At 47.6% G+C, this 22848-nt stretch carries 32 protein-coding genes; 11 read left to right on the top strand and 21 right to left on the bottom strand.

Translation table 11 applies throughout. From position 1 onward, the window contains the following. Positions 1–55: 55 nt before the first annotated feature. The 9 genes from sufC to M0R47_RS15210 form a co-directional block, all read right to left on the bottom strand. A complete protein-coding gene (sufC, locus tag M0R47_RS15250; RefSeq protein ID WP_292556348.1) occupies positions 56–811 on the bottom strand; it encodes a Fe-S cluster assembly ATPase SufC in 756 nt (251 codons plus the stop codon). 64 nt (positions 812–875) lie between these two features. Next, positions 876–1646, bottom strand: coding sequence for a hypothetical protein (locus tag M0R47_RS15245; RefSeq protein ID WP_292556346.1), 771 nt, complete (start codon positions 1644–1646; stop codon positions 876–878). A 173-nt stretch (positions 1647–1819) separates the two neighbouring features. Next, positions 1820–2086, bottom strand: a complete 267-nt coding sequence (locus tag M0R47_RS15240) for a type II toxin-antitoxin system RelE/ParE family toxin (RefSeq protein ID WP_292556345.1) — start codon at positions 2084–2086, stop codon at positions 1820–1822. Continuing rightward, positions 2086–2280, bottom strand: a complete 195-nt coding sequence (locus M0R47_RS15235; protein ID WP_292556343.1) for a hypothetical protein — start codon at positions 2278–2280, stop codon at positions 2086–2088. The genes M0R47_RS15240 and M0R47_RS15235 overlap by 1 nt, the downstream gene beginning before the upstream one ends. A 33-nt stretch (positions 2281–2313) precedes the next feature. After that, positions 2314–2523, bottom strand: a complete 210-nt coding sequence (locus tag M0R47_RS15230; RefSeq protein ID WP_292556341.1) for a type II toxin-antitoxin system HicB family antitoxin — start codon at positions 2521–2523, stop codon at positions 2314–2316. After that, entirely contained in the window at positions 2516–2752 is a 237-nt protein-coding gene (locus tag M0R47_RS15225) for a type II toxin-antitoxin system HicA family toxin (protein ID WP_292556339.1), read from the bottom strand. The genes M0R47_RS15230 and M0R47_RS15225 overlap by 8 nt, the downstream gene beginning before the upstream one ends. Before the next feature lie 20 nt (positions 2753–2772). After that, positions 2773–4221 carry a Fe-S cluster assembly protein SufB gene (gene sufB, locus M0R47_RS15220; RefSeq protein WP_292556337.1) on the bottom strand — a complete coding sequence of 483 codons (1449 nt, stop codon included), beginning with the start codon at positions 4219–4221 and terminating at the stop codon, positions 2773–2775. Between the two features lie 8 nt (positions 4222–4229). Further along, on the bottom strand, positions 4230–4679 hold the full coding sequence (locus M0R47_RS15215; protein ID WP_292556335.1) for an SUF system Fe-S cluster assembly regulator: 450 nt from the start codon (positions 4677–4679) through the stop codon (positions 4230–4232). A gap of 68 nt (positions 4680–4747) precedes the next feature. Next, positions 4748–7111 (bottom strand): DNA internalization-related competence protein ComEC/Rec2, encoded by a 2364-nt coding sequence (locus M0R47_RS15210; protein WP_292556334.1) that lies wholly within the window; start codon positions 7109–7111, stop codon positions 4748–4750. 71 nt (positions 7112–7182) lie between these two features. On the opposite strand from M0R47_RS15210, the gene M0R47_RS15205 reads away from it, so the two are divergent. After that, positions 7183–7749, top strand: coding sequence for a DUF2062 domain-containing protein (locus M0R47_RS15205; protein ID WP_292556332.1), 567 nt, complete (start codon positions 7183–7185; stop codon positions 7747–7749). Positions 7750–7800: 51 nt separating this feature from the next. Here the strand turns inward: M0R47_RS15205 and lolD are convergent, their stop codons facing one another. From lolD to fur, 3 genes are read right to left on the bottom strand one after another with little or no spacing between them, the layout of a single operon-like run. Next, positions 7801–8481, bottom strand: coding sequence for a lipoprotein-releasing ABC transporter ATP-binding protein LolD (lolD, locus tag M0R47_RS15200; protein ID WP_292556330.1), 681 nt, complete (start codon positions 8479–8481; stop codon positions 7801–7803). Next, a complete protein-coding gene (locus M0R47_RS15195; RefSeq protein WP_292556328.1) occupies positions 8474–9721 on the bottom strand; it encodes a lipoprotein-releasing ABC transporter permease subunit in 1248 nt (415 codons plus the stop codon). Before M0R47_RS15195 ends, lolD begins: the two co-directional genes overlap by 8 nt. Before the next feature lie 25 nt (positions 9722–9746). Continuing rightward, positions 9747–10163, bottom strand: coding sequence for a ferric iron uptake transcriptional regulator (gene fur / locus M0R47_RS15190; protein ID WP_292556326.1), 417 nt, complete (start codon positions 10161–10163; stop codon positions 9747–9749). Between the two features lie 151 nt (positions 10164–10314). On the opposite strand from fur, the gene bamE reads away from it, so the two are divergent. Beyond that, positions 10315–10878, top strand: a complete 564-nt coding sequence (bamE, locus tag M0R47_RS15185; protein ID WP_292556324.1) for an outer membrane protein assembly factor BamE — start codon at positions 10315–10317, stop codon at positions 10876–10878. Between the two features lie 86 nt (positions 10879–10964). Here bamE and M0R47_RS15180 read toward each other — a convergent pair whose 3' ends face one another. The 7 genes from M0R47_RS15180 to M0R47_RS15150 all read right to left on the bottom strand — a co-directional run bounded on the left by M0R47_RS15180 (position 10965) and on the right by M0R47_RS15150 (position 14638). Beyond that, on the bottom strand, positions 10965–11219 hold the full coding sequence (locus tag M0R47_RS15180) for a helix-turn-helix transcriptional regulator (protein ID WP_292556323.1): 255 nt from the start codon (positions 11217–11219) through the stop codon (positions 10965–10967). Between the two features lies 1 nt (position 11220). Next, on the bottom strand, positions 11221–11502 hold the full coding sequence (locus M0R47_RS15175; RefSeq protein WP_292556321.1) for a type II toxin-antitoxin system mRNA interferase toxin, RelE/StbE family: 282 nt from the start codon (positions 11500–11502) through the stop codon (positions 11221–11223). Between the two features lie 69 nt (positions 11503–11571). Continuing rightward, complete coding sequence (locus M0R47_RS15170; protein ID WP_292556319.1) at positions 11572–11724, bottom strand: type II toxin-antitoxin system HicB family antitoxin; 153 nt, start codon at positions 11722–11724, stop codon at positions 11572–11574. Between the two features lie 221 nt (positions 11725–11945). Further along, positions 11946–12521, bottom strand: a complete 576-nt coding sequence (locus M0R47_RS15165; protein WP_292556317.1) for a hypothetical protein — start codon at positions 12519–12521, stop codon at positions 11946–11948. 50 nt (positions 12522–12571) lie between these two features. Further along, a complete protein-coding gene (locus M0R47_RS15160; RefSeq protein WP_292556316.1) occupies positions 12572–12847 on the bottom strand; it encodes an RnfH family protein in 276 nt (91 codons plus the stop codon). Beyond that, positions 12840–13271: a type II toxin-antitoxin system RatA family toxin gene (locus M0R47_RS15155; protein ID WP_292556314.1), complete on the bottom strand. Its 432-nt coding sequence runs from the start codon at positions 13269–13271 to the stop codon at positions 12840–12842. The genes M0R47_RS15160 and M0R47_RS15155 overlap by 8 nt, the downstream gene beginning before the upstream one ends. A 2-nt stretch (positions 13272–13273) precedes the next feature. Further along, on the bottom strand, positions 13274–14638 hold the full coding sequence (locus M0R47_RS15150) for a sodium-dependent transporter (RefSeq protein ID WP_292556312.1): 1365 nt from the start codon (positions 14636–14638) through the stop codon (positions 13274–13276). Positions 14639–14777: 139 nt separating this feature from the next. Between M0R47_RS15150 and smpB the strand changes: the two genes are divergently transcribed. From smpB to M0R47_RS15125, 5 genes are all read left to right on the top strand, one after another. After that, entirely contained in the window at positions 14778–15263 is a 486-nt protein-coding gene (gene smpB, locus M0R47_RS15145) for an SsrA-binding protein SmpB (RefSeq protein WP_292556310.1), read from the top strand. Positions 15264–15353: 90 nt separating this feature from the next. Beyond that, on the top strand, positions 15354–15920 hold the full coding sequence (locus tag M0R47_RS15140; RefSeq protein WP_292556308.1) for an isochorismatase family protein: 567 nt from the start codon (positions 15354–15356) through the stop codon (positions 15918–15920). A 24-nt stretch (positions 15921–15944) separates the two neighbouring features. After that, positions 15945–16298, top strand: coding sequence for a HopJ type III effector protein (locus M0R47_RS15135; protein WP_292556306.1), 354 nt, complete (start codon positions 15945–15947; stop codon positions 16296–16298). Positions 16299–16474: 176 nt separating this feature from the next. Next, positions 16475–17536, top strand: a complete 1062-nt coding sequence (locus M0R47_RS15130) for an FAD-binding oxidoreductase (protein WP_292556304.1) — start codon at positions 16475–16477, stop codon at positions 17534–17536. Continuing rightward, the gene (locus M0R47_RS15125) at positions 17514–18089 is read left to right on the top strand and encodes a class I SAM-dependent methyltransferase (protein WP_292556302.1); all 576 of its coding nucleotides are present in this window, start codon (positions 17514–17516) and stop codon (positions 18087–18089) included. Before M0R47_RS15130 ends, M0R47_RS15125 begins: the two co-directional genes overlap by 23 nt. Positions 18090–18120: 31 nt before the next feature. Here M0R47_RS15125 and M0R47_RS15120 read toward each other — a convergent pair whose 3' ends face one another. Next, positions 18121–18411, bottom strand: a complete 291-nt coding sequence (locus M0R47_RS15120; protein ID WP_292556300.1) for a hypothetical protein — start codon at positions 18409–18411, stop codon at positions 18121–18123. 282 nt (positions 18412–18693) lie between these two features. On the opposite strand from M0R47_RS15120, the gene M0R47_RS15115 reads away from it, so the two are divergent. The 4 genes from M0R47_RS15115 (at position 18694) to M0R47_RS15100 (ending at position 21861) form a co-directional block, all read left to right on the top strand. Continuing rightward, complete coding sequence (locus tag M0R47_RS15115; RefSeq protein ID WP_292556298.1) at positions 18694–19005, top strand: pyrimidine/purine nucleoside phosphorylase; 312 nt, start codon at positions 18694–18696, stop codon at positions 19003–19005. Positions 19006–19009: 4 nt separating this feature from the next. Next, positions 19010–19483: an NYN domain-containing protein gene (locus M0R47_RS15110; protein ID WP_292556297.1), complete on the top strand. Its 474-nt coding sequence runs from the start codon at positions 19010–19012 to the stop codon at positions 19481–19483. A 133-nt stretch (positions 19484–19616) separates the two neighbouring features. Beyond that, a complete protein-coding gene (locus M0R47_RS15105; RefSeq protein WP_292556295.1) occupies positions 19617–20153 on the top strand; it encodes a YaeQ family protein in 537 nt (178 codons plus the stop codon). Between the two features lie 121 nt (positions 20154–20274). Then, on the top strand, positions 20275–21861 hold the full coding sequence (locus M0R47_RS15100; RefSeq protein ID WP_292556294.1) for an ABC-F family ATPase: 1587 nt from the start codon (positions 20275–20277) through the stop codon (positions 21859–21861). Between the two features lie 184 nt (positions 21862–22045). On the opposite strand, the gene M0R47_RS15095 is transcribed toward M0R47_RS15100, so the two are convergent. Continuing rightward, entirely contained in the window at positions 22046–22729 is a 684-nt protein-coding gene (locus tag M0R47_RS15095) for a metallophosphoesterase (protein ID WP_292556292.1), read from the bottom strand. Positions 22730–22848: the final 119 nt, after the last annotated feature.

Here is a 22848-nt window from a genome sequence, read left to right as displayed (position 1 = left end):
CAGAAGCTATGGTTTGGTATTCAGCCGTATAACGGCTTGCTGTTGCCGTATTCATTTATGCCGCCGCCTGATCGTCTTCGACCCAACTGTAGCCTTTTTCTTCCAGCTCCAATGCCAGCTCGGGGCCACCGGATTTAACAATTTGACCATGCGCCAACACGTGGACAAAATCCGGCTTGATATAGTCCAGCAAGCGCTGGTAATGCGTCACCATCACAAACGAGCGTTCCGGTGAACGCAAGGAGTTTACGCCTTCCGCGACGATTTTTAACGCGTCGATATCCAAGCCGGAATCGGTTTCATCCATAATGCACAACTTGGGTTCCAAAATAGCCATTTGCAGGATTTCATTACGTTTCTTTTCGCCGCCGGAAAAGCCTTCATTGACCGCACGGTAAAGAAACTTCTCATCCATTTCCAGCAAGCGCACTTTTTCTTTAACCAGTGTTAAAAAATCCATTGCATCGACTTCAGGCTGTCCATGATGTTTGCGTATAGAGTTCAGCGCCGCTTTCAGCAAATAGACATTGCTGACACCGGGAATTTCGACCGGATATTGGAACGCCAAAAACACGCCTTCGCGCGCCCTGATTTCAGGCGCCATTTCCAACAAATCTTTGCCTTGATAAGTCGCCGTTCCTCCGGTCACGGTGTAACCGCTCTTACCTGACAACACATGCGACAACGTGCTTTTACCGGAACCGTTGGGCCCCATGATGGCGTGAATTTCACCCGCCTTGATTTCAAGGTTAATACCTTTGAGAATTTGTTTGTCATTCACATTGACGGTTAAATCTTTAATACTAAGCATGAGAGTTCCAATTGTTTTTAACGTTACTTAACCAGCTTGCTGCTCGTTTTATAAAGGCAGTGTGTTAGTCTATTTCTTTAACTTTTAGAATATTAAGTTGTTCCCTGGTTTGATATTTCCATGCAGAAGGATGATGCGCTGCATATAAATTATTATTAAACCCATGAGTAAGCAGACAATTCGTAACATTCATTTTTAAATTTGCTGTACAGCAATTAATAATATATTCGGGCTGGTAGTGTTTACAGCGAGCAATAAACTCTTCCCGAATAACATATTCGCCTTTTCCATTGATAATATTCCAAATCGCATTCCACACATTATCACGAACTTTAGTATTTAATTTATCAATGAAAATACCTAAAGAGCACAGATAAGGAATAGGGTTGGATATAATCAAGTTATAACTACCTATTGGTAAATCGGATATTTTTTTCAAAATATCGCTGATAAAACCTTCTATATTACGCCCCGTATAACCTTGAGCCGGCGCCTTGGGTTTCAGTGTAAAGCTTTTCTTGTCATGCTTATATTCGCTTTTATGAGGCGACTCCAGAATAAGCAAAATAATTTTTGTACCTACCGCATCGGCTGCAGGACGGTCATTAAAATCCGATAATTGAACCGTTTTATCAACCGATATAACCTCTATATCTGCATGACTGATGTCTACGACATACCGCCATACATCAGGAACGCGATGCTTGTTCTGAAAAATATCGAGATATTCACCGGTACAATAAGCATTTATTTGCTCTTGTGTTATAGGCGAAATATCAATTTCATCCGTGACATATTCTTCATCGTTACAATCAACCTTGGCTTTAATTTTCATTTCACATACCACCATTGATTCAACTTCAAAAAGACTAAAGCAACTGAGCTTATCTAATAATTGAGACTGGCGTTTTCGTCGTAGCAAATTGTTGGGCTTTCTGCGTCAGCCCAACCTACAACGCTACAAGGCTGCTTGTTTCATTCGAAATGCCCATGAACGGCCTTATAAAATCAAGGAAAGAATTTATATATTTCTCTTCTATGCATAACTGTCTTTACAGCAACTATTTCATTTTCAATCACTAAACCCAGACGGTAATTACCAAACCTGACTTTATAAAAACCATCATTGCCTTTCATTTTTTCAACTTTCCCCATTTCATAAATGGATGAAGCTAAAACTAATTCTTCAAATACAAAACTTTCAATCTTTGACCGAATATCACTGGGAACCGTTGCCAATTGTTTTAAGAATTTTTTACTGTACTCGACTTTCATCAAGCCTTATCCAGAGTCGCGTAGTATTTCTTTGCTTCTTCAGCACTCAGCGTTTCACTTTCATCCGCATTAATAAGCTGAACTAACGCGTAATTCTCCAGAACATCTTCAATTTTTTCGAAAGTATCAATATCAAGCTGCACCGCGACTTTATGATTATCTTCATCAACAATATATTGTCTTTTTAATTCCATTGTATTGCTCCCCAATGACTTAACCTATGTAGCTTAGGCATATAACAATCGCCCTTTAGGCTCAGGAACAAACCGACCAAGCTCTACCGCTGTCTCTATCCATTCAGTAATAACCCGTTCAGCATTACTAACCGCTTCTTGATAACTACTTCCATCGGCCATACAACCTGCTAATTCCGGCACTTCGGCGATATAAGACTGATCCTCTTCGCTCCAGTAAATAATCATTTCATATTTAGTCATCATCTAACCCCAAACGATAGCGAACAATAATGTGTCGGATTTGTTTAACCTGATATGCTTTTGCCATTGAGCCAATTGGTTGTATGTTCAAAATCTCGGCAATTCCATCTTTACTAAAAATATGATGGTCACCACGAACTCGCTCCTGAAAATCTAAACGTAATAGTAATTGCCTCAATTCAGAAAATAATACATTGGCATCGGAACGTCCATGAATGATTTTCTGCAAGATCTTGTCGTACTTGCCCACTAACCTACCGAACCTTCCAGACTAAGCCCCAATAACGCCTGTGCCTCAACCGCAAACTCCATCGGCAATTCCCTGAACACTTCCTTACAAAAACCGTTAACAATCATCGACACGGCGTCTTCGGCCGACAATCCGCGTTGCTGGCAAAAGAACAGCTGGTCTTCACTGATCTTGGAGGTCGTCGCTTCATGCTCAACCTGAGCCGACGGTTGTTTGACTTCCACATACGGAAAGGTATGCGCGCCGCATTTATCGCCGATCAACAGCGAATCGCATTGGGTATAGTTACGGGCGTTTTCTGCGCTTTTTAACACTTTAACCAAACCGCGGTAAGTATTCTGCGCACGACCTGCCGAAATACCTTTAGAAACAATGGTGCTACTGGTGTTTTTGCCGATATGAATCATCTTGGTGCCGGTATCGGCCTGCTGATAATTATTGGTCAGCGCCACAGAATAAAACTCGCCGGTGGAGTTGTCGCCGGTCAGGATGCAGCTGGGATATTTCCAGGTAATCGCCGAACCGGTTTCCACCTGCGTCCACGACACTTTGGAATTTTCACCGCGGCAATCGGCGCGTTTGGTCACAAAGTTATAGATGCCGCCTTTGCCCTCTTTATCGCCGGGATACCAGTTTTGCACGGTCGAGTATTTGATGGTCGCATCTTTCATCGCAATCAATTCAACCACCGCCGCATGCAGTTGGTTTTCATCACGCATCGGGGCAGTGCAGCCTTCCAGATAACTGACATGACTGCCTTCATCGGCAATAATCAATGTTCGTTCAAACTGGCCGGTGTTGGCCGCGTTGATCCTGAAATATGTCGACAGTTCCATCGGGCAACGCACGCCTTTAGGGATATAAACAAACGACCCATCGGTAAACACGGCTGCATTTAACGCGGCAAAGAAGTTATCGGTATGGGGCACGACCGAGCCCAAATATTGTTTGATCAGCTCGGGATGATCGCGTAACGCTTCCGAAATCGGGCAGAAAATAACCCCAGCTTCTTTCAGCTTGCCTTTAAACGTGGTCGCCACCGACACGCTATCAAAAACCGCATCGACCGCAACACCGGCCAGGCGCTCCTGCTCATCCAGCGGAATGCCTAACTTTTTGTAGGCTTCCAATACTTGGGGATCAATCTCGTCCAGGCTTTTGGGACCGTCTTCCTTGCGTTTAGGCGCCGAATAGTAGCTGATCGATTGATAGTCGATAGGATCGAACTTGACGAACGCCCATTCAGGAGACTTCATGGTCTGCCAATGACGAAACGCTTTCAGCCGATATTCCAGCATAAACTCAGGCTCATTTTTGACTTTCGACAACCTGTGAATAACCTCCTCATCCAATCCAGGAAGAAAGGTGTCGGTTTCCAATACGGTCACAAAGCCCTGCTTGTATTCCTTACCGATCAGATTCTTGATTTCTTGTTCACTTGCTGACATAAAATTTTCTACCTATATAAACTGGAGACCGGAATGAACACTTCTTCCGGCACAACAACCGGCCTGATTAAGTCGGCCAAAGTTACTGATTCTAATGCGTTATGAATGGTCTGGTTAATCAGGCTCCAGTTCCCCAAAATATCACAGCCCGAAGCCTGCTCGCAGCCTTGATGGGAAATACTGCATTCGGTGAGGGCAATCGGTCCTTCCAACGCACTGATAACTGTTGCAATGCTGATTTCTTCGGGCATTCTGGCTAAAACATAACCGCCTTTGGCGCCGCGTGTAGAAACCAACACGCCGGAATTAACCAGCAGCTTAAGAATTTTACTGACTGTCGGCAGAGCAATTCCGGTCACTGTCGATATTTCCATGGCCGCATGCATCTGCGTTTTTTCTTTGGCCATAAAACTTAGAATGACCGTCGCATAATCAGTTAACTTACTCAGCCTTAACATACCTTACTCCCAATAATTAAGGACTATTCTAGTCCTATTTAATAACAGAGTAAACCCCTAGGAAATTATCACTTAACATTCCAATATTTGCTTTCCGTTTCACGCATCCCCTGCACTACCCAGGCATTATTTCTAACATTAACAACAATAGCCCCGCTGTCGGCGCTATTCAGCCATTTGGCATTGACTTGCCGATAGTGCGCCAAAACATCTCTATGCGGATGGCCGAATTGATTCCGGTAACCCGCCGAAATCAACACGTAGTCGGGCTGTACGGCCTGCAAAAACTCAACTGTTGATGAAGTTTTGCTGCCGTGATGAGGCGCGACCAGCACGTCGGCTTTTATTGCTTCGCCGTAGGCCTTAACCAGCCAGGACTCCGCCGCAGCCTCTATGTCCCCGGCCAACAATACCGTGCCGTGTTTGGACTGGATTTTCAGCACACAGGAATTGTCGTTCTCTGACACAAACGCCTGCTGCGGAGCCAGCATGGTAAACTTGACCTCGTCCCACAGCCACGATTGTCCGGCTGCGCATTCGATTGGCGCATACTCGCTCAGCTGTTGCGGTACGCTGGTCAACACCTGCCGGGTATCAATGCCGCGTATTAGCGACACAGCGCCGCCGATGTGATCGTTGTCGCCATGGCTGATAATTAGGCTATCGACCTTATCCATACCTTGTGAACGCAAAAACGGCAGCAACACACTCTGTCCCATATCGCTTTGCTCGGAAAATTTAGCGCCGGTATCGTAAACCAGTAGATGATGAGTCGTTTGCACGACAGCCGACAAGCCCTGCCCGACATCCAGCAAGGTCATGTTGATATCACCCGTTTCAGGCTGTTTTGCATCGGTAAACACCAGCGGCAAAAACATCACCAGACTCAACCATCGAGCCGGAATGCCGACCGGCGCAAACAGCCATAAAATGCCCGGTACAACAAAAAGCAATGCCCAATGCGATGGCAGCGCGTGATTTATCGACGCCACCGGAAGCTCCGCCAACTGAACTAACAACCACCATAGACATTGCAATATCTGATCGACCCAATAGAACAGTTTGTTCGCCGCCTCCGGCAGGATAAACAGAACAATGACTGCCAGCAGCGAGAACGGCACAACCAGCAAACTAATGACCGGCACGGCGATCAAATTAGCCAATGGCGCAATCAATGAAACCTGCTGAAAAAACAGCAATAGCAGCGGCGATAAACCTACTGAAGTAACCCAGTTTATTTTTATTCCTCCCCACACATGCCCCAGCATGCCCAAGCGCCCGGACACTGTATAAATAATCACGCCCACGGCAACAAATGACAACCAGAAGCCTGCCGATAAAACGGCTAACGGATCGATAACCAACACGGCGAACATCGCAATGAACAATACATTAAAAGGGCGGCTGTTGCGTTGCAGGATAATGGCCGCCATCGCAACAGATAACATGATTACGGAACGCTGGGTTGGCACCGAAAATCCGGCCAGCCCGGAATAAAAAATCCCCGCCAGCACAGCCGAAAACGCCGCGACCTTTTGCGGCGACCAGGCTAAATAGCCCGACCACACCCACAATCTAAGCACCAGAAAATAAATTAACCCGGCAATAAGACCGATATGCGAACCGGAAATCACCACCAGATGAGTCGTGCCGGTTTTACGGAAAACTTCCCATTGTTGTTGCGTGATGCTGCTGCCGTCACCGATCGTCAGCGCCTTTATCAACGCCAGACTTTCGCTATTTCCCAGAGCGCTTGAAAGCTGATCGGTGATAGTTTGCCGCCAAACGGAAATACTGCTCCAGGCCGAATCGCGCCCCAGCAAAACCGGTTTTGGACTTGGCCGCACATAGCCCGTCGCGCCTACGCCTTCGGTAAACAGCCAACGCTCATAATCAAAGCCGCCGGAGTTCATCGTGCCGTGGACACGCTTCAGCTTAACGGTAAAAAGCCACTGTTGCCCTGCCTTGATCGGCTGATCAGGGTAATACCAGCTCAATCTCAGTTTAGAGGGTAATTGCCATTCAGATTCGGCGACGGTCGCCGGGCCAGTTCCCGACTGGCTTTTGACATACACACCATCCCTGGTGATCGCCGCACCCGTTCCCGACGGGTTTGCGGCATACACACCATCCCTGGTGATAAAGTCGAAGCGGGCGCGTTTTTCATCCTGTTCCGGCAAACCGGCTATGGTGCCGATCACCTGAATCTCTGAACCCTCCAATTGTTCAGGCAAACGTTCGGACAATCGGTGCATTGCAAATGCTATCGCCCAGAGTACGCCGACCATAAAAAACAGACACCGCCAATAGCGCAGCCATGCAATAATGCAGGCTGCTACACCGCCAACTACCAACCATTGAATATCCGGCAATACCGTCAACTGTTGAACCAGCATCAGTCCGGCTAGAAATAACAGAGCAGAGACAACCATTTAGCACCTTGGCGTTTTTTAGGCTAAAAACCTGATAGACTTGGATCAAACGCAATTTAAAAGTGACGACCATGCCAAAAGAAATCATACGAAAACTGATCAACAAGTTCATCCCCGATCCTGAAGTGATCAAACAGCACAAGAGCCTGCAATTTCTTGGCGATAAACTGCATGAGCCTAACCTCTGGCATTTAAACCGGCGTTCCGTTTCTATGGCTTTTGCTGTAGGTCTCTTTTGCGCCTGGATCCCCACCCCAACGCAAATGGCTATCGCTGCTGCAGGTGCCATTTATTTCAGGGCTAATCTTCCTCTTTCGGTAGGCCTGGTCTGGATAACCAACCCCATCACCATGCCGCCGCTATTCTATTTTGCTTATAAAGCTGGGCTCTGGTTTATGAATCAGCCGGCGCTCGCAGATGAATCCGAGTTTTCAGTAAGCGGTATGTTCTCCGGGCTTGGCGATGTCTGGCAGCCGTTTCTGGTCGGCTGTCTTATTATGGGCATCCTCTCGTCAGCGGCCGGTTACTTCAGTATTCAATATTATTGGAAAGAGCATATAACCAAAAAATGGGCGGAAAGAAAGGAAAAAAGGCTTGCGCTGCAAGGTGAGCCGATCGAAGACATAGAAGGCGATTAAGATTGACGAACGACTGCATGAATACAGTCGTTCGTGGCTTTATGCATTGTCTTAACCGACAATCAGCCCATCTTCCATATGCAAAACCTTGCCCATTCTTGCAGCCAGTTCGTGATCATGGGTCACCACCAAAAAGCTGACATTCAGCTCCTGATTTAATTCCAGCATTAACTGGTAAACCTGATCAGCAGTTTTACTATCCAGGTTTCCGGTAGGTTCATCCGCCAAAACCACGCCCGGCTTATTGATTAACGCCCTGGCGACCGCGGCACGCTGCCGTTCCCCGCCGGACAATTCACCGGGCTTGTGTTCAATGCGGTGCCCCAACCCTACCCGCTTTAACAACGCTATCGCCCGGTTACTTGCTTCCTTTACCGAGTTTCCGCCAATCAATAAAGGCATCGCCACGTTTTCCAACACGGTAAATTCGCCCAGCAAATGATGCGACTGGTAGATAAAGCCCAGGGACTTATTTCTTAGCTTAGCCAGCTGGCCTGCGCCGACCTCATTAAAATTAACACCGTCCAAAACCACCTTGCCGCCGGTAGGCTTTTCAAGCCCGCCCAGCAGATGCAGCAAAGTGCTTTTACCTGAACCCGATGCGCCCATAATGGCGACACGCTCACCGACACCGATGCTTAAATCAACCCCCTTTAAAACTTCAACATCCAGTCCGCCTTGATCATAGCGCATGGTCAACTGGTGGCACTGCAAAATGCTGGTATTATTCATATCTGAGAACTTCCGCTGGATTTACTTTGGATGCCTGCCAGGCAGGATAAATAGTTGCCAATAATGACAGGGAAAAAGCCATGCCGGCTATTGCATAAACATCCGTCCAGACCAGCTTGGAAGGCAACTCGCTGATGTAATACACATCGGCCGCCATAAACTGGACGTGAAACAGTTTTTCAATAGCCGGAACGATGGTTTCAACATTCAACGCCAGCAATACCCCGCCTACCGTTCCCAGCGCGGTGCCGGTGACGCCGATAACAGCCCCCAATACCATAAAAATCCCCATCACCGACCTTGATGTAAGTCCCTGCGTTTTTAAAATAGCAATGTCGCCGCGCTTATCGGTGACCACCATCACCAGCGTGGAGACGATATTGAAAGCCGCCACCGCCACAATCAGCAACAGGATGATAAACATAACCCGCTTTTCCGTCTGTATCGCCCGGAAAAAGTTGCTGTGCGCCAGCGTCCAGTCGCTAACCTGATAATCGTCATACAAGGCGTTTGACAGCGCACGGGTAATTTTCGGCGCATTAAACAAATCATCCAGCTTGATTCTAAGGCCTGAAACGGCATCATCCAGACGAAACAACTTGGCCGCATCGTCAAGATGAATCATCGCCATATTGCGGTCGTATTCGTACATGCCAACCTTAAAAATGCCGACTACGGTAAATCGCCGCATGCGAGGCACAATACCGGCCGGTGTCGAGTTTATCTGCGGACTGATGACGGTAATCTTATCGCCCATGAAAACACCCAGATAATTAGCCAGCTCTACCCCTAAAACAATGCCGTATTCGCCGGGAATTAGGTCAGCCAATTTGCCGTCCTGCATCTTATCGGCAACTTCCGACACTCTGGATTCATATTCCGGCAATATCCCGGTTAGCATGGTGCCGCTGACGCGCCGGTCGGCGTTAATCATCACCTGCCCGTTAATAAAAGGCGCAGTGCCTTCTACATGCGGATAATTTTTTAATTTTTGCTCCAGTTCATGCCAATTATCCAACTGGCCGTATTTTCCGGTGGCAGTCGCATGTGCAGTCATGCCAAGTATCCGCTCGCGCAGCTCGGCTTCAAAACCGTTCATCACCGACAATACGGTAATCAATGCGGTAACGCCCAAGGCTATGCCGAGAATGGAGGTCAATGTAATAAAAGAAATGAACTGAGTTCGGCGTTTAGCTCGCGTATAACGCAAGCCGATATAAAAAATGAGAGGTTTAAACATGAAGCCTACAAGTTGAAATTAAAAATCAGGATTTTCTGCATTGAGCGCAAAAACCATAGAGATAAAGACCATGATCGGTCAATTCGTAACCCAGTTTTTCTGCAATTTCTTTTTGCCGGGCCTCAATAACCTCATCGGTAAATTCATCGACCTTGCCACACTTCATGCAAAGTATGTGATCGTGATGAGTGCCTTTATCCAGTTCAAAGACAGAATTGCCGCCTTCAAAATGATGCCGACTCACCAGTCCGGCCGCTTCAAACTGGGTTAAAACCCGGTAAACCGTAGCCAAGCCGATTTCTTCATCTTCACTGAGCAGAATTTTATAAACCTGTTCAGCGGTCAAATGACGCTCATTAGTCTGACTTTCTAAAATTTGCAGAATCTTAACCCGAGGCAACGTCACCTTCAGGCCTGCATTCCTTAAATCATGAGTTTCCAACAGTAATCTCCGTTTATGCCTTGTATAGGCAGTCGTCTATAGAATTACATGCATTGTAGCCTTTTTTTGACAGTATGGGCATGACAGTTTTATAGGATAATCCTTTAACATCCTGTATCATCTTATATTTTAAATACATCCGCAGCCTCAAATGAGAAAGCCGTTTTTCACTTTAAACCTACTCGGCAAACGCTTCACATCCTGCACTCTTGCAGTCGCAGTAAGCCTGACACTAGCTTCATGCACCACCATTCTGAATAACTTGCCCGGCGTCTACAGAATCGATGTCCAGCAGGGCAATATCGTCGATCAATCCATGATCGACCAGCTCAGGCCCAACATGAACAAACGCCAGGTGCTGTACATCATGGGTTCACCGATGCTGGCTGATTTCTTTCATCAAAAACGCTGGGACTATCTCTATTCTGCGCAAATTGAAGGCGGCGACAGGCAGCAAAAAAGGATCTCGTTATTCTTCGATAACGATCAGTTGATCGGCGTGCAAGGCGATTTCAAGCCCAGCGAAGTGCCCGTTATTAAAACATCAGAAGAGACTACCGTAGAAGTACCGAAGCGGGATCTTGATAAAACTTTGTGGGAAATGATCACCGGCCTGTTTGGTTATGACGGCATTGATGACACGCCTAAAGCCGACAAATCGGAGACAAAACCGGTGCCGACATCCGGATCGCCAACAGATCAATTGCCGCTTTAGCAATGATAGGGGTGCATTGCACCCCTTTTTCGGTGTCTAGTTCAAAAATGGTGCGCTATGCGCACCCTGCAAAACTACAACTCTATTTAAGCGGCAATCTCGGCATCCCATCCAGGAAAAACCAATACTGCAGGATGACATTTAAGCGCTTTTGCCAAAATTTTCGCGCGCTCTATGCCTAAGTTTATCTTGTCATGTTCAATTGCCGAGATCGTTGACTGGGGAATGCCGGTAAGTTCAGCCAATTGATTTTGACTTAATTCTTGCAGTTCACGGATGATTCTTACTGATTCACCAACAGACACATCGATTGATTTTTTTGAGATTTGGTATTCATTCATATCATTTTCTCCGATAATCATGAGGCGTTACTTCTTCAACTTGAACATAGACTTCATTCACTTTGGTTTGATAAATAACCCGGTATTGCTTATTTAAGCGGGAAGACCTGTAGCCGTTCCATTCACCTTTTAAAGCCTCATCGCAAAAACCTTTGATCAGCATTAATCCTTGTGGGCCGGATATAACAACAATGTCTTTCCATTTTTCATATCGCTTTTGTACTTCGATCGGGCATGATTTCAACTGCTTTTCGACTCGTTTATGTTCGTATATTCTCCACATACTATTTATAGTATGTCAGTTTACAGGAAGGGTCAATTTTTCAACTGGTTGCGGCATAGGCAAATCATCTTAATTTAGTCCTTCGATATGAAACTCGATTGCCTCACGCATTTCTCGCTCAGTTTCCTCTACGGTATTGCCTGTAGCAACGCAGCCGGGCAAATCGAGCACATGGGCTGAGTAGTTATTTTCGGCTTTTTCGACAACGATTGAGTAACGCATGAGACTTCCTTTAGTTTTGATAACCCTGTAGGGGCGCGTCGTGCCTCCCTACAGGGGCAAACCATACTGGAAATTTTAATATTTGGAATGGATGACCTGTTGGAATGTTTTAAAATAGTCTGGCTATTTTGGCATTCGTAAATGGTGCGCTGTGCACTCTACATGACTAATCAGCCCGACTCGGCATGGTCTGCTGATCTTAGAGGATACGGTTTAGCGAGTTAGACCGCAATCTGTGGCAAGAGTTTAGTCTCCCAGCAGTTCATGGCCTCTGAGAGAACAGCGAGGGCATCGATGCGCACATCCATCTCAACAGAAACCCACGCATGAATCTCGGCTTGTTCGAAATTCTTCACATCTAAGGTCACGTCGCTGCCAGCAAAAATGATTCTCGCCACTGCGTCTTGCGGAACTGTGCAGCCTACGTCTACGAGCTCGGCGTGTCGCCCTGATCGACTTGACTTGAGAGTGCCGTGTTTCGCTCTATTGGCAATGTCGGCGACATAGGTCAGCGCAGGACACGCATTAACTTCATCTTCAACAAGAGCGCTCCTGAGGCCACGAGCTTCAAAGGCCTCCTTGATGTAGCCCTTAAGACTCCAGACCCAAACAAACAAAGCAAGAAAATCGTCTTCGAGTTGTTCTGGTGCTTTGATGCCGATGGCTTTGAAGTTTGTAATGAAGTCCTGTCCGTTGGCTTGATAGCTTGTGGCGTAGCTAATTCCAGAAGCTGTTTGGACAGAACAACGCGCCCTCTCGATGCGAGAACGCATTGCTTTGAGTGTCGAATAATTCATGATCTTGCTGCCTAACAAGTTATTGTCTGATTGTTAATAACCACACACAATCAGCCTCCCTTCAAAGCCCTTTGCCGCCTAGCCTCTTTCGGGTCATGAACCAAAGGCCGATAAATTTCTATCCTGTCACCCTCTCTAACAGGCTGATCCAGTTTGCAGGCTACACCAAAAATGCCCACATTAAGCTCGGACAAGACAATCTCAGGGAATCGTTCCGGCAACCCCGAGGCTTTTATCGCAGCTTCAACCGTCGTTCCTTCCTGCATTTGAAGCACAACTATCACCTGCTCTTCGGGCTTGGCGTAAGCCACTTCGACATTAACCATAAACGACTTTGGCCCGTGCGGTAAACGAACTGACCATCGTATTGCAGATCTGATTAAAGACTGCACCGAAAGCCATGCTTGCCAGCTTGCCTGACATTTCAAACTCCAGGTCCAGGGAAATCTTGCTGGCGTCCTCACGCAACGGTATAAACTCCCATCGTCCTTCCAAAGATGAAAACGGGCCGTTTAACAGGGACAGCGTCATGCTGCGTCCGTTATCAATCTTGTTCCGGGTCGCAAAGGATTTTTTAAAGCCGCCTTTGGAAATCATTAACTCGGCTTCGACAATGTCATCTTCGCGCTTGATGATCCGGCTGCCGCTGCACCAGGGCAAGAACTTCGGATAGGCTTCAATGTCGTTAACCAGATCAAACATTTGCTGCGCTGAGAATTTTACAAGGGCGCTTTTTTGAACAACGGTCATGCTTAAAGAACTCCAACCACGTGCAGAAATACCAGAAATACGGCGGCGGGAGAGACGTAGCTGATTAAAATTTTCCATATTTGATAGCCGAGCGGATTGGGCATGTTCAATTCCTGCTCGGTATGTTGCTGCTTCATGATCCAACCGGCGAACACTGCGATGCAAAAGCCGCCGATAGGCAACATCAAATTGGCTGTTAAATAATCCAGCAATTGAAAGATGGTTCTGTCGAAAATCTTGAGCTCAGACCAGATGTTGAATGAAAAAACGACGCCGAATCCCATCAGCCAAGTTACCGAACCTGACCAGATACAGGCTTGTTCCCGGCTCATGTTTTTATTTTCAATCAACCATGCAACAGCCGGTTCGATTAATGAAATGGACGAAGACAATGCCGCGAACACCAACATTACAAAAAATAAAATGCCGAATAACCAGCCGCCGGTCATGTTGCCGAAAGCAATCGGCAAGGTTTGAAAGATCAGTCCGGGACCGGCGGCAGGTTCCAAGCCATTGGCAAAAACAATCGGGAAAATGGCAATACCCGCTAACAGGGCAACCACGGTATCGGTACCGGCAATCCAATAGACGGTTTTGGCGATCGACACATCCTTAGGCAGGTAAGAGCCGTAAACCATAATGGCGCCCATGCCTAAACTCAATGTGAAAAAAGCATGCCCCATTGCGGTCAATACGCCATCAGCAGTTATCTTGCTAAAATCGGGCGTGAACAAGAATTTGATGCCTTTGTCATAATACTCGTCAAAGGTCATTGCATAAGCCACCATCAGCATTAGCAGCACAAACAGGCTGGGCATTAAAAAACGCACCGCTTTTTCCAGGCCGGTATTAACGCCGCGAACCACGATCAGCATGGTCGCCAGCATGAACAGGGTATGCCAAAACAGCAGCTTGATCGGGCTTCCGACAAAATCGTCAAAAAGCACTTTTATTGATGAGGCATCGGCACCCAAAAAACTGCCGGAAAAAGCTTTTACCACGTAAGCGGAAGCCCAGCCTGCAATAACGCTGTAATAAGACAGTATCAGGAAACCGGCAGTCACTCCCATCCATCCCAAGTAATGCCAGTTTTTATCGGCTCCGGCTTCATCGGACAAGGTTATCATGGTGCTAATGGGGTTTTGTCTGCTGCGCCGTCCCAGCAGGGTCTCCGCCATCATAATGGGAATGCCGATCAGCAATACACACAACAAATAGACAATGACAAACGCCCCGCCGCCGTTTTCACCGGTAATATAGGGAAATTTCCAAATATTACCCAGACCGACTGCGGAACCCGTCGCAGCAAGAATAAATGCGAAACGTGATGACCATTCACCATGTTGTGATTTTTTTGTATCCGCCATTTGTGTGCCTGTAAAAACTCAAAGGTTACCAATTCACCACGAAGTGCTCTTCGTGTCCTTCGTGGTGAGCTTTTCTGACTATTGCAGTAATAATCGAGTAAAATAACAAAATTATTCCTTTACGTCAGTTTAAAAATCTATGGCCGACAAAAAGTCCAAAAAAAATAACAAGCAGCAAAACGCCACTATCGCCGTCAATCGTCAGGCTAAATTCGAGTATACAATTGAAGAAAAGTTTGAAGCAGGAATAGTTTTGGAAGGCTGGGAAGTTAAGAGCCTCCGGGATGGCCGCGTGCAGCTTAAAGAGAGCTACGTCGCGATAAAGCGGGGCGAAGCTTGGTTGTCCGGCGCTCATATTTCGCCGCTGTTATCGGCGTCAACCCATGTTAACCCGGACGCTATCCGCGCCAAGAAACTGCTGCTGAACCGGCATGAACTCAACAAGTTGATCGGCGCCGTCGAACGCAAAGGCTACACCTTGATTCCATTGTCCATGTACTGGAAGAACGGCCGGGCCAAACTGGAAATCGGTCTGGCAAAAGGCAAGCAATTACACGACAAACGCGCGGCCTCAAAAGACCGCGACTGGCAACGTGAAAAAGCACGCGTTATGAAAAAAGGCTAAAGGCGCAAGGCAAAAGGCGAAGGATGTGTGTTTTAGCCTTTTGCCCTTAGCCCTTAGCCTTCTTCCCCTAACCCTTTCTTTCAAATTAAAATGACCACACACCCTAACCTACTGTCTGCACAAAACAGCCTGCTGATCGTTGTCGATTTGCAGTCAAAATTATCCGCTGCCATGCCTGAAGCCGAAGCTGAATTAACGACAGCCAACACCCGCAGCTTGGTTGAAGCCGCCGGACTACTGAACATTCCGGTGTTATTGACCGAGCAATATTCCAAAGGCTTGGGCCCGACCGATACGACCATCACCGATATATTGTCGGAAGGCACCCTGATTTTCGACAAGACCGGCTTTTCCTGCTGTGCGGCTGACGGTTTTACCGACACTGTCGCCAATACCGACCGCAAGCAGATCATACTGGTCGGCCAGGAAGCCCATGTTTGCGTCTTGCAGACCGCGTTGGAATTGATACACCTTGGCTATCAGGTGCATGTCGTTGAGGACGCCATTTGCTCACGCAAAGCGGAGCATAAATTCTATGCCTTGCAGCGCATGCAACAGCAAAATGCCTCCATCACCAATTATGAATCGGTGTTGTTCGAATGGGTTAGGGATTCCACCCACCCTGAATTTAAAAAGATTTCCGGATTACTCCGCTAACTCCTGTTTACCTTGTACTTATATATGTCGCGCGCATCATTTATTGAAAAAATAAAAAATAACGAAGCTGTCGGCTTTAATGACACCATCGCGATCATTACCGATAATTACCATTACCAAGCCACCGAATTCAGCAACGGCCTGAATGAGCAGTTGTTAGTCAATCAGGCCGGCACTAACGAAGGCTCCTGCAAGATTTTCGCTTTTGCCCAGATCAACCAGCTCGACCAGCAACAAACCTTAAACCTGTTCGGAGATTATTACCGAGTGGATGTATTAAACGATCCGGACGGCACAGGCCATCAGAACATCAGGAACTTCATGAAATTCGGCTGGGATGGCATTTGCTTTAATGGCGTGCCGTTGACGGCTAAATAGCATCATCGTTACAAGACATAAAAACTCACCACGAAGACACGAAGGGCACAAAGGTTTTTTTTGCTTGCTCCATTCCTACGCCCCAACGTAATAATGCAGTAAGTGGGATAAAAGCTTTTCACTTTGCTTTCTTCGTGCTCTTCGTGTCTTCGTGGTGAGCTATCATTACTCAAATTATGATCGACTTTCTAATCATCGGCCAGGGACTGGCAGGCAGCTTGCTTGGATGGGAGCTCATACAAAGAGGTTGCAAAGTCGTCATCATCGATAACGGCCGGGAAAATGCCTCGCATGTTGCCGCAGGACTGATCAACCCGATCACCGGCATGCGTTTTGTAAAATCCACTGATGTCGATCTGCTGTTACCTACGGCAAAACATTGCTATACCCAGTTAGCCGATTTTTTTCAGCAAACCTTTTATATCGAAAAACCGATGCTGCGGATTTTCCACAACGACAACGAATTTAAAAACGCTGGCAAACGCCTTAATGACCCCGCTTATCAAGCCTATCTCGGCGACATCCAGCCGCCGGGCAAAACCCTCGACAATCTGGCAACGCCGTTCGGTTTTCTGGAACAAAAACAAACCGGCTATTTATTAACCCGGCCATTACTAAGTTGCCTGAAAGCGTTTTTCATTGCTCAAAACAGCTACCGGCAAACTGATTTTGATTATCGGGACATACAGCTGCAACCGTCTTTACGCTGGCAGGACATTGCACCCAAACAGATTATTTTTTGTGAAGGCTATCAGGCAATGCAAAACCCCTGGTTTTGCTGGCTGCCTTTTCAACCGGTAAAAGGCGAGATTCTAACGCTTGAACACCGGATCGAACTGCCCGATAAAATCCTCAATTACGGCAACTGGCTGATCCCGTTAAATGCCCATCAAATCCGTGTCGGCGCGACTTTCGACCGGGACAATTTGGATACCGAAGCTACCGAGCACGGCAAAAACGACTTGTTAAATACCCTCAGCCAAATCTCGGCCGATTTGACACATTCAACCCTGATCAGCCATCAGGCCAATATACGGCCTTGTACGCAAGACAGACAGCCTTTTATCGGCTGGCACCCGCAACATAAGCACTTGGCTGTCTTTAACGGCTTCGGCGCCAAGGGCAGCTTGCAGATACCCTGGCACAGCCAGCACTTTGCCGATGCCTTATTAAAAGCCGCCACCTTACATCCAACTTGTACTATCCAACGCCATTATGAAACGCATTTCACTGGTTAACACCGCTCATGAACTGATCAGGAACATTCTCAGCCCCGGCGACATTGCCATTGATGCAACGGTAGGCAACGGCCACGATACGGTGTTTCTAGCCGAACAAGTCGGCCCGTCCGGCCGGGTTTACGGCCTTGATATACAGCAGGAGGCCATTGATTCTACGCGGGAGAAATTCCGGCAAAACGAGCTTTCGGATTGCCTGACCTTGATACATGCCAGCCATGCCGACATGAACGAAAAAATCCCTTTCGATCTTCACGGTAAAATCCGGGTGATCATGTTTAACCTGGGCTATCTGCCGGGCGGTGATAAAAGCGTCATCACCCTGACCGATTCGACATTGGGCGCCTTATCTGCCGCCATCCGGATTCTGGCTGTGAACGGCATCATCACCCTGCTTGCCTATCCCGGCCACCCGGGCGGCGATCAGGAAACCGACCAGGTTAAAACCTGGTGCGAACAACTAAATCCTGAGCAATTTAAAGTTCGTACTATTTACAGCACGGCACAGAAAGAATCAGCTCCAAGGCTTTTTGTGATTAGCAAGTTGAGCTAAAAACCACGGCCCCTGCCGAAAATAGCATGCGCTAAGGCTGGTATTTTATCGCTACGGCACGAACGCTATTCAATGGGACACCGCGAAAGCTGCCGGCTGGCCCATCCGATATCGTCCCGCCAATAGGTACATGCACCTGACCATGCTGATGGGTAGGCCCGATGACTATTGCGTCCGCGCCTATTTCCTTGGCCCTTTCAAGCAGAGCATTGTTCGCCTTGGAGCCTGCACTGACCTCAAGCTCTGCGATTTCCAGATATTTTCGATCCCGTGGCCAGGTTTGCAAGACCTCGGCATTAGCGGTCGGCTCGAAGGTATCCATGGTATATCTCATCTCTCGTACCGACGGAAGCCCGCTACAAGCGAACAATGAAAAAAGTATAATTAACAGGATTAATTTATATCTCATGATATGTCTCCCATAGAATCAGACTGTTTTGTTCAAACTACCCCCTTTTCAAGCTGTTAGCAACAATCCTGACCATAAACTTCAAGCCTCAACAGCCATCCAATCGCATTAGAATCCCAAAGATGCGCTAAAAAATGACAACAAATCTGGTATCATTGCGACCCTTTATTTATCCATTCCCCATAAGGACAACCCATGTCAGAATTTAATAATGTAACCGTCGTCAAAAAAGCCAATGTTTACTTCGGCGGCAATGTCAGCAGCCGGACTATCAAGTTCGCGGACGGCACGACCAAAACCTTGGGTTTCATGTTACCCGGCGAATACACTTTTAACACCGCCGATCCTGAACTGATGGAAATCATCGACGGCGACCTGGATGTTTTATTACCCGGCGCTGAATGGCAAAGCGTAAAAGGCGGCGAATCTTTCAATGTGCCTGCGAACTCTGCCTTCACGATGAAAGTTAAAGCGCCTAGCGATTATTGCTGTTCATTCCTTAAATAAGGACATGCAGAAAGTCGCCATCTTTGCCGATGTGCAGAATATCTATTACACCACCCGACAAAGCTACCGGCGGCATTTCAATTACGCTGCATTCTGGGCGCAAGCGACCACAAACAGGGACGTGGTCGCAGCGTTTGCTTATGCGATCGACAAAGGCGACAGCAAACAACAGGGATTCCAGCAGATACTCAGGAACATCGGTTTTGAGGTTAAACTGAAGCCTTACATCCAGCGTAGCGACGGTTCCGCAAAAGGCGATTGGGACGTCGGCATCACGCTGGACGTGATCGACACTGCCCCCAAGGTTGATGTGATTGTTTTGCTATCCGGCGACGGCGACTTCGACCTGTTACTGGATAAAGCTCGAGATGTTTATGGCACAACCACGGAAGTCTACGGCGTTCCGGCACTGACTGCCCCCTCATTGATCAATTCGGCCAGCCGTTTTATTGCTATTGACGACAAGCTGCTGCTGTAATGGAGTATAGGCTTCGCCTGCAAACGCAAGCAAAGCTTGCACTCCAGCTTGGCGTACTGTTTTTCTACCTGCTGAATAGCTACAAATCTGTTAGAATAAACTTTTATTTTTCAAAGCCGTAAAAAAACGCTCAATGGCGCTTAAGTCAACCATCTATAAAGCCGACTGTCAGATTTCAGACATGGACAGAGGCTATTATCAATTACATAACCTGACCATCGCCTTGCATCCCTCGGAAACCGAAGAACGCATGATGGTGCGTCTGTTGGCTTTTGTGATTAATGCCCATGAACAGCTGCAATTCACTAAAGGCCTGAGCACCGACGACGAGCCTGAGCTCTGGCAAAAAAGCTTGGCCGACGACATTGAACTGTGGATTGAGGTCGGCATGCCGGATGAAAAACGCATCCGCAAGGCCTCCAATCGCGCCGATAAAGTCATCCTCTATACCTACGGCGGACGCAACAATATCTGGTGGAACCAGATTCAGCCCAAGCTGGAACGCTTTAAAAACCTGACGGTCATTAACCTACCTAAAGAGGCCACCGATCAACTCTCATCCATGGTAAAGCGCACCATGCAATTGCAAGTCAGCATTCAAGACGGGCAGATTTGGGTTAGCGACGATCAAAACACGGCCAATATAGTGCCTGAAACTTGGCTTAATTAAAAAGCTTTCACCACGAAGTTCACGAAGAATATCATTAAAACTTCGTGTTCTTCGTGCCTTCGTGGTGAATTAATCTCTTTGTAACTCAACAATCTTTTACTTCAATCTTCGGAACAAAAACTTGATTTCTACAGCTAACATCACCATGCAGTTCGGGGCTAAACCCCTGTTTGAAAACGTCTCGGTCAAATTCGGCGACGGCAACCGTTACGGCCTGATCGGCGCGAACGGCTGCGGCAAATCGACCTTTATGAAAATACTGAGCGGCGATTTGGAGCCATCGGCAGGCAACGTCAGCATTAGCCCCAATGAACGCCTGGGTAATTTACGCCAGGATCAATTCGCCTATGAAGACCAACGCGTGCTGGACGTGGTGCTGATGGGCCATGCCGAGATGTGGGCGGCCATGTCCGAGCGCGACGCCATCTACGCTAACATGGAAGCCACCGAAGACGATTACATGCACGCGGCCGAGCTTGAGTCGGTATTCGCCGAATATAACGGCTATACCGCTGAAGCCAGGGCCGGCGAGCTATTGCTGGGACTGGATATTCCGTTGGAACAGCATAACGGCCCGATGAGCGCCGTAGCGCCGGGCTGGAAGTTGCGGGTCTTGCTTGCGCAGGCCTTATTTTCCAACCCCGACATCATGCTCCTTGATGAGCCGACCAACAACCTGGACATCAACACCATCCGCTGGCTTGAAGACATCCTGAACCAGCGTAATTGCACGATGATTATCATCTCGCATGACCGCCACTTCTTAAACAGCGTCTGCACTCACATGGCCGATATGGACTACGGCGAACTGCGCGTTTATCCAGGCAACTATGACGATTACATGATTGCGGTGACCGAAGTGCGCGAACGCCTGCTGGCCGGAAACGCCAAGAAAAAAGCCCAGATTGCCGAACTGCAAACCTTCGTCAGCCGCTTCTCGGCGAATGCATCCAAGGCCAAACAGGCTACCTCGCGCGCCAAACAGTTGGATAAAATCAAACTGGATGAAGTCAAACCTTCAAGCCGGGTTAACCCGTTTATCCGCTTTGACCAGACCAAAAAACTACACCGCTTAGCGTTGGAAGTTGAAAGTTTAAGCAAAGGTTATGGCGAGCAACCGTTATTCAAAGATCTAAACCTGATGGTTGCCGTCGGCGAGCGTGTTGCAGTCCTGGGCCCTAACGGTATCGGTAAATCCACCCTGCTGCGCACCCTGGTCGGCGATTTGACTCCGGATGCCGGCGTGGTTAAATGGTCGGAAAATTCGGAGGTAGGCTACTATGCTCAGGATCATGCCGAAGACTTCGCCGAAAACATGACCCTGATCGAGTGGATGGGGCAATGGCGCAAGGAATCGGACGACGACCAAGCTATACGCGGCACCCTGGGGCGCTTATTGTTCAGCGCGGACGACATCAACAAATCCGTTAAAGTCATCTCCGGTGGAGAGCAAGGCCGCATGCTGTTCGGCAAGCTGATCCTGCAAAAAAACAACATCATGGTACTGGACGAACCGACCAACCACTTGGATATGGAGTCGATTGAATCACTGAATACCGCGTTGGAAAATTATCCGGGTACCTTGATATTCGTCAGTCATGACCGGGAGTTTGTGTCATCGCTGGCGACACGGATTATCGAATTAACCCCGAACGGGGTGGTTGATTTCAATGGTAATTATGAAGATTATCTAAGCAGTCAGGCGTAAAGCGACAAATTGTAAGCTGGGTTGAATCGATAGCGTAAACCCAGCTTTTAATTTAGAACTGGATTGAGCAAACACGTAAAGATAAAAACATTGTCACCACGACACGAAGAGTTTTAGTTTTTCGTGTCGCGGTGAATAAAAGGCCGTTTACCAGCGTTCCGCGCTTAACCCGATTAGATAAAGACTAACCGCCGTTCCTTAACGTATTCCCCACCAAATCCGCGACCGCCCTGTTCGCCACGCCGACTACCTTGATATTGCTTTTAATAGTGCCGATGTAATTTTCGTGCAAATGGCCGTGAAAAATATTTTTTACGCCCATAGCGGCAGCCAATTCGCCAATCGCATCAAACCCGTGCCGATGAGACCCCGGCGCTTCATGGGTTACCAAAATATCCGCTTTCAGCGTTTTTAACGCCTCAAACTCATCGTGCCAAATCGCGCCTTTGTATTTTAACGACATAGCCGTATGTCTCGTATTGGCGGGCTGGTTATGCAGAAAGTGTTGCTTGCCACGCCATTTAGGCTGCTGCGGCGGATACCAAACCCGGCCAAGAAAAATACCGCCTAAACCGGCAATTCTCAGTCCCGCTATTTCCGTAACTTTCAAGTGTAAACTGTTTTCAGCCAGGGCCGAGTGAAACAGGTTTTTATATTTGCAGGGCGTTTCAAAATCATGATTTCCGGCAATCCACCAGATTTGGGTTAAACCGACAATTTCCTGCAAACAGGTATCTAGCGGCGTATCCAGGTCGTAATCGCCCAACAAGACAACGGCCTCGGGTTTATATTCATGTACTGCCGCTATCAGCGGCTTGAAATCTCCGTGCGGATCTCCTGCAAATAAAATCTTGTTTTTGGGGTTCAAACTGTTACTCCTGTTAACTGGAACCTGGCACTAACGCTGAAATAACATCATTCTATTTTCGTTGCTCCGCGCGGGCTTGGCATTTTTTTCGATTATAGACAAAAGTCGCTCTGATTAAT

Origin of the sequence: Methylobacter sp. (assembly GCF_023227905.1) — a bacterium.
Lineage (GTDB): Bacteria > Pseudomonadota > Gammaproteobacteria > Methylococcales > Methylomonadaceae > Methylobacter_A.
This window is presented reverse-complemented; position numbering and strand designations above follow the sequence as displayed.

What these genes read in the sequence shown, in the direction of transcription:
- M0R47_RS15130 (WP_292556304.1), top strand. Translation starts at nt 16,475, where the DNA reads ATGATCGACTTTCTAATCATCGGCCAGGGACTGGCAGGCAGCTTGCTT.
- sufB (WP_292556337.1), bottom strand. Translation starts at nt 4,221, where the DNA reads ATGTCAGCAAGTGAACAAGAAATCAAGAATCTGATCGGTAAGGAATAC.
- M0R47_RS15120 (WP_292556300.1), bottom strand. Translation starts at nt 18,411, where the DNA reads ATGGATACCTTCGAGCCGACCGCTAATGCCGAGGTCTTGCAAACCTGG.
- M0R47_RS15115 (WP_292556298.1), top strand. Translation starts at nt 18,694, where the DNA reads ATGTCAGAATTTAATAATGTAACCGTCGTCAAAAAAGCCAATGTTTAC.
- M0R47_RS15150 (WP_292556312.1), bottom strand. Translation starts at nt 14,638, where the DNA reads ATGGCGGATACAAAAAAATCACAACATGGTGAATGGTCATCACGTTTC.
- M0R47_RS15230 (WP_292556341.1), bottom strand. Translation starts at nt 2,523, where the DNA reads ATGACTAAATATGAAATGATTATTTACTGGAGCGAAGAGGATCAGTCT.
- M0R47_RS15195 (WP_292556328.1), bottom strand. Translation starts at nt 9,721, where the DNA reads ATGTTTAAACCTCTCATTTTTTATATCGGCTTGCGTTATACGCGAGCT.
- M0R47_RS15245 (WP_292556346.1), bottom strand. Translation starts at nt 1,646, where the DNA reads ATGAAAATTAAAGCCAAGGTTGATTGTAACGATGAAGAATATGTCACG.
- M0R47_RS15215 (WP_292556335.1), bottom strand. Translation starts at nt 4,679, where the DNA reads ATGTTAAGGCTGAGTAAGTTAACTGATTATGCGACGGTCATTCTAAGT.
- M0R47_RS15180 (WP_292556323.1), bottom strand. Translation starts at nt 11,219, where the DNA reads ATGAATGAATACCAAATCTCAAAAAAATCAATCGATGTGTCTGTTGGT.
- bamE (WP_292556324.1), top strand. Translation starts at nt 10,315, where the DNA reads ATGAGAAAGCCGTTTTTCACTTTAAACCTACTCGGCAAACGCTTCACA.
- M0R47_RS15175 (WP_292556321.1), bottom strand. Translation starts at nt 11,502, where the DNA reads ATGTGGAGAATATACGAACATAAACGAGTCGAAAAGCAGTTGAAATCA.
- M0R47_RS15140 (WP_292556308.1), top strand. Translation starts at nt 15,354, where the DNA reads ATGACCACACACCCTAACCTACTGTCTGCACAAAACAGCCTGCTGATC.
- M0R47_RS15135 (WP_292556306.1), top strand. Translation starts at nt 15,945, where the DNA reads ATGTCGCGCGCATCATTTATTGAAAAAATAAAAAATAACGAAGCTGTC.
- M0R47_RS15205 (WP_292556332.1), top strand. Translation starts at nt 7,183, where the DNA reads ATGCCAAAAGAAATCATACGAAAACTGATCAACAAGTTCATCCCCGAT.
- M0R47_RS15235 (WP_292556343.1), bottom strand. Translation starts at nt 2,280, where the DNA reads ATGGAATTAAAAAGACAATATATTGTTGATGAAGATAATCATAAAGTC.
- M0R47_RS15210 (WP_292556334.1), bottom strand. Translation starts at nt 7,111, where the DNA reads ATGGTTGTCTCTGCTCTGTTATTTCTAGCCGGACTGATGCTGGTTCAA.
- sufC (WP_292556348.1), bottom strand. Translation starts at nt 811, where the DNA reads ATGCTTAGTATTAAAGATTTAACCGTCAATGTGAATGACAAACAAATT.
- M0R47_RS15170 (WP_292556319.1), bottom strand. Translation starts at nt 11,724, where the DNA reads ATGCGTTACTCAATCGTTGTCGAAAAAGCCGAAAATAACTACTCAGCC.
- M0R47_RS15160 (WP_292556316.1), bottom strand. Translation starts at nt 12,847, where the DNA reads ATGGTTAATGTCGAAGTGGCTTACGCCAAGCCCGAAGAGCAGGTGATA.
- M0R47_RS15240 (WP_292556345.1), bottom strand. Translation starts at nt 2,086, where the DNA reads ATGAAAGTCGAGTACAGTAAAAAATTCTTAAAACAATTGGCAACGGTT.
- M0R47_RS15105 (WP_292556295.1), top strand. Translation starts at nt 19,617, where the DNA reads ATGGCGCTTAAGTCAACCATCTATAAAGCCGACTGTCAGATTTCAGAC.
- M0R47_RS15165 (WP_292556317.1), bottom strand. Translation starts at nt 12,521, where the DNA reads ATGAATTATTCGACACTCAAAGCAATGCGTTCTCGCATCGAGAGGGCG.
- M0R47_RS15155 (WP_292556314.1), bottom strand. Translation starts at nt 13,271, where the DNA reads ATGACCGTTGTTCAAAAAAGCGCCCTTGTAAAATTCTCAGCGCAGCAA.
- lolD (WP_292556330.1), bottom strand. Translation starts at nt 8,481, where the DNA reads ATGAATAATACCAGCATTTTGCAGTGCCACCAGTTGACCATGCGCTAT.
- smpB (WP_292556310.1), top strand. Translation starts at nt 14,778, where the DNA reads ATGGCCGACAAAAAGTCCAAAAAAAATAACAAGCAGCAAAACGCCACT.
- M0R47_RS15125 (WP_292556302.1), top strand. Translation starts at nt 17,514, where the DNA reads ATGAAACGCATTTCACTGGTTAACACCGCTCATGAACTGATCAGGAAC.
- M0R47_RS15110 (WP_292556297.1), top strand. Translation starts at nt 19,010, where the DNA reads ATGCAGAAAGTCGCCATCTTTGCCGATGTGCAGAATATCTATTACACC.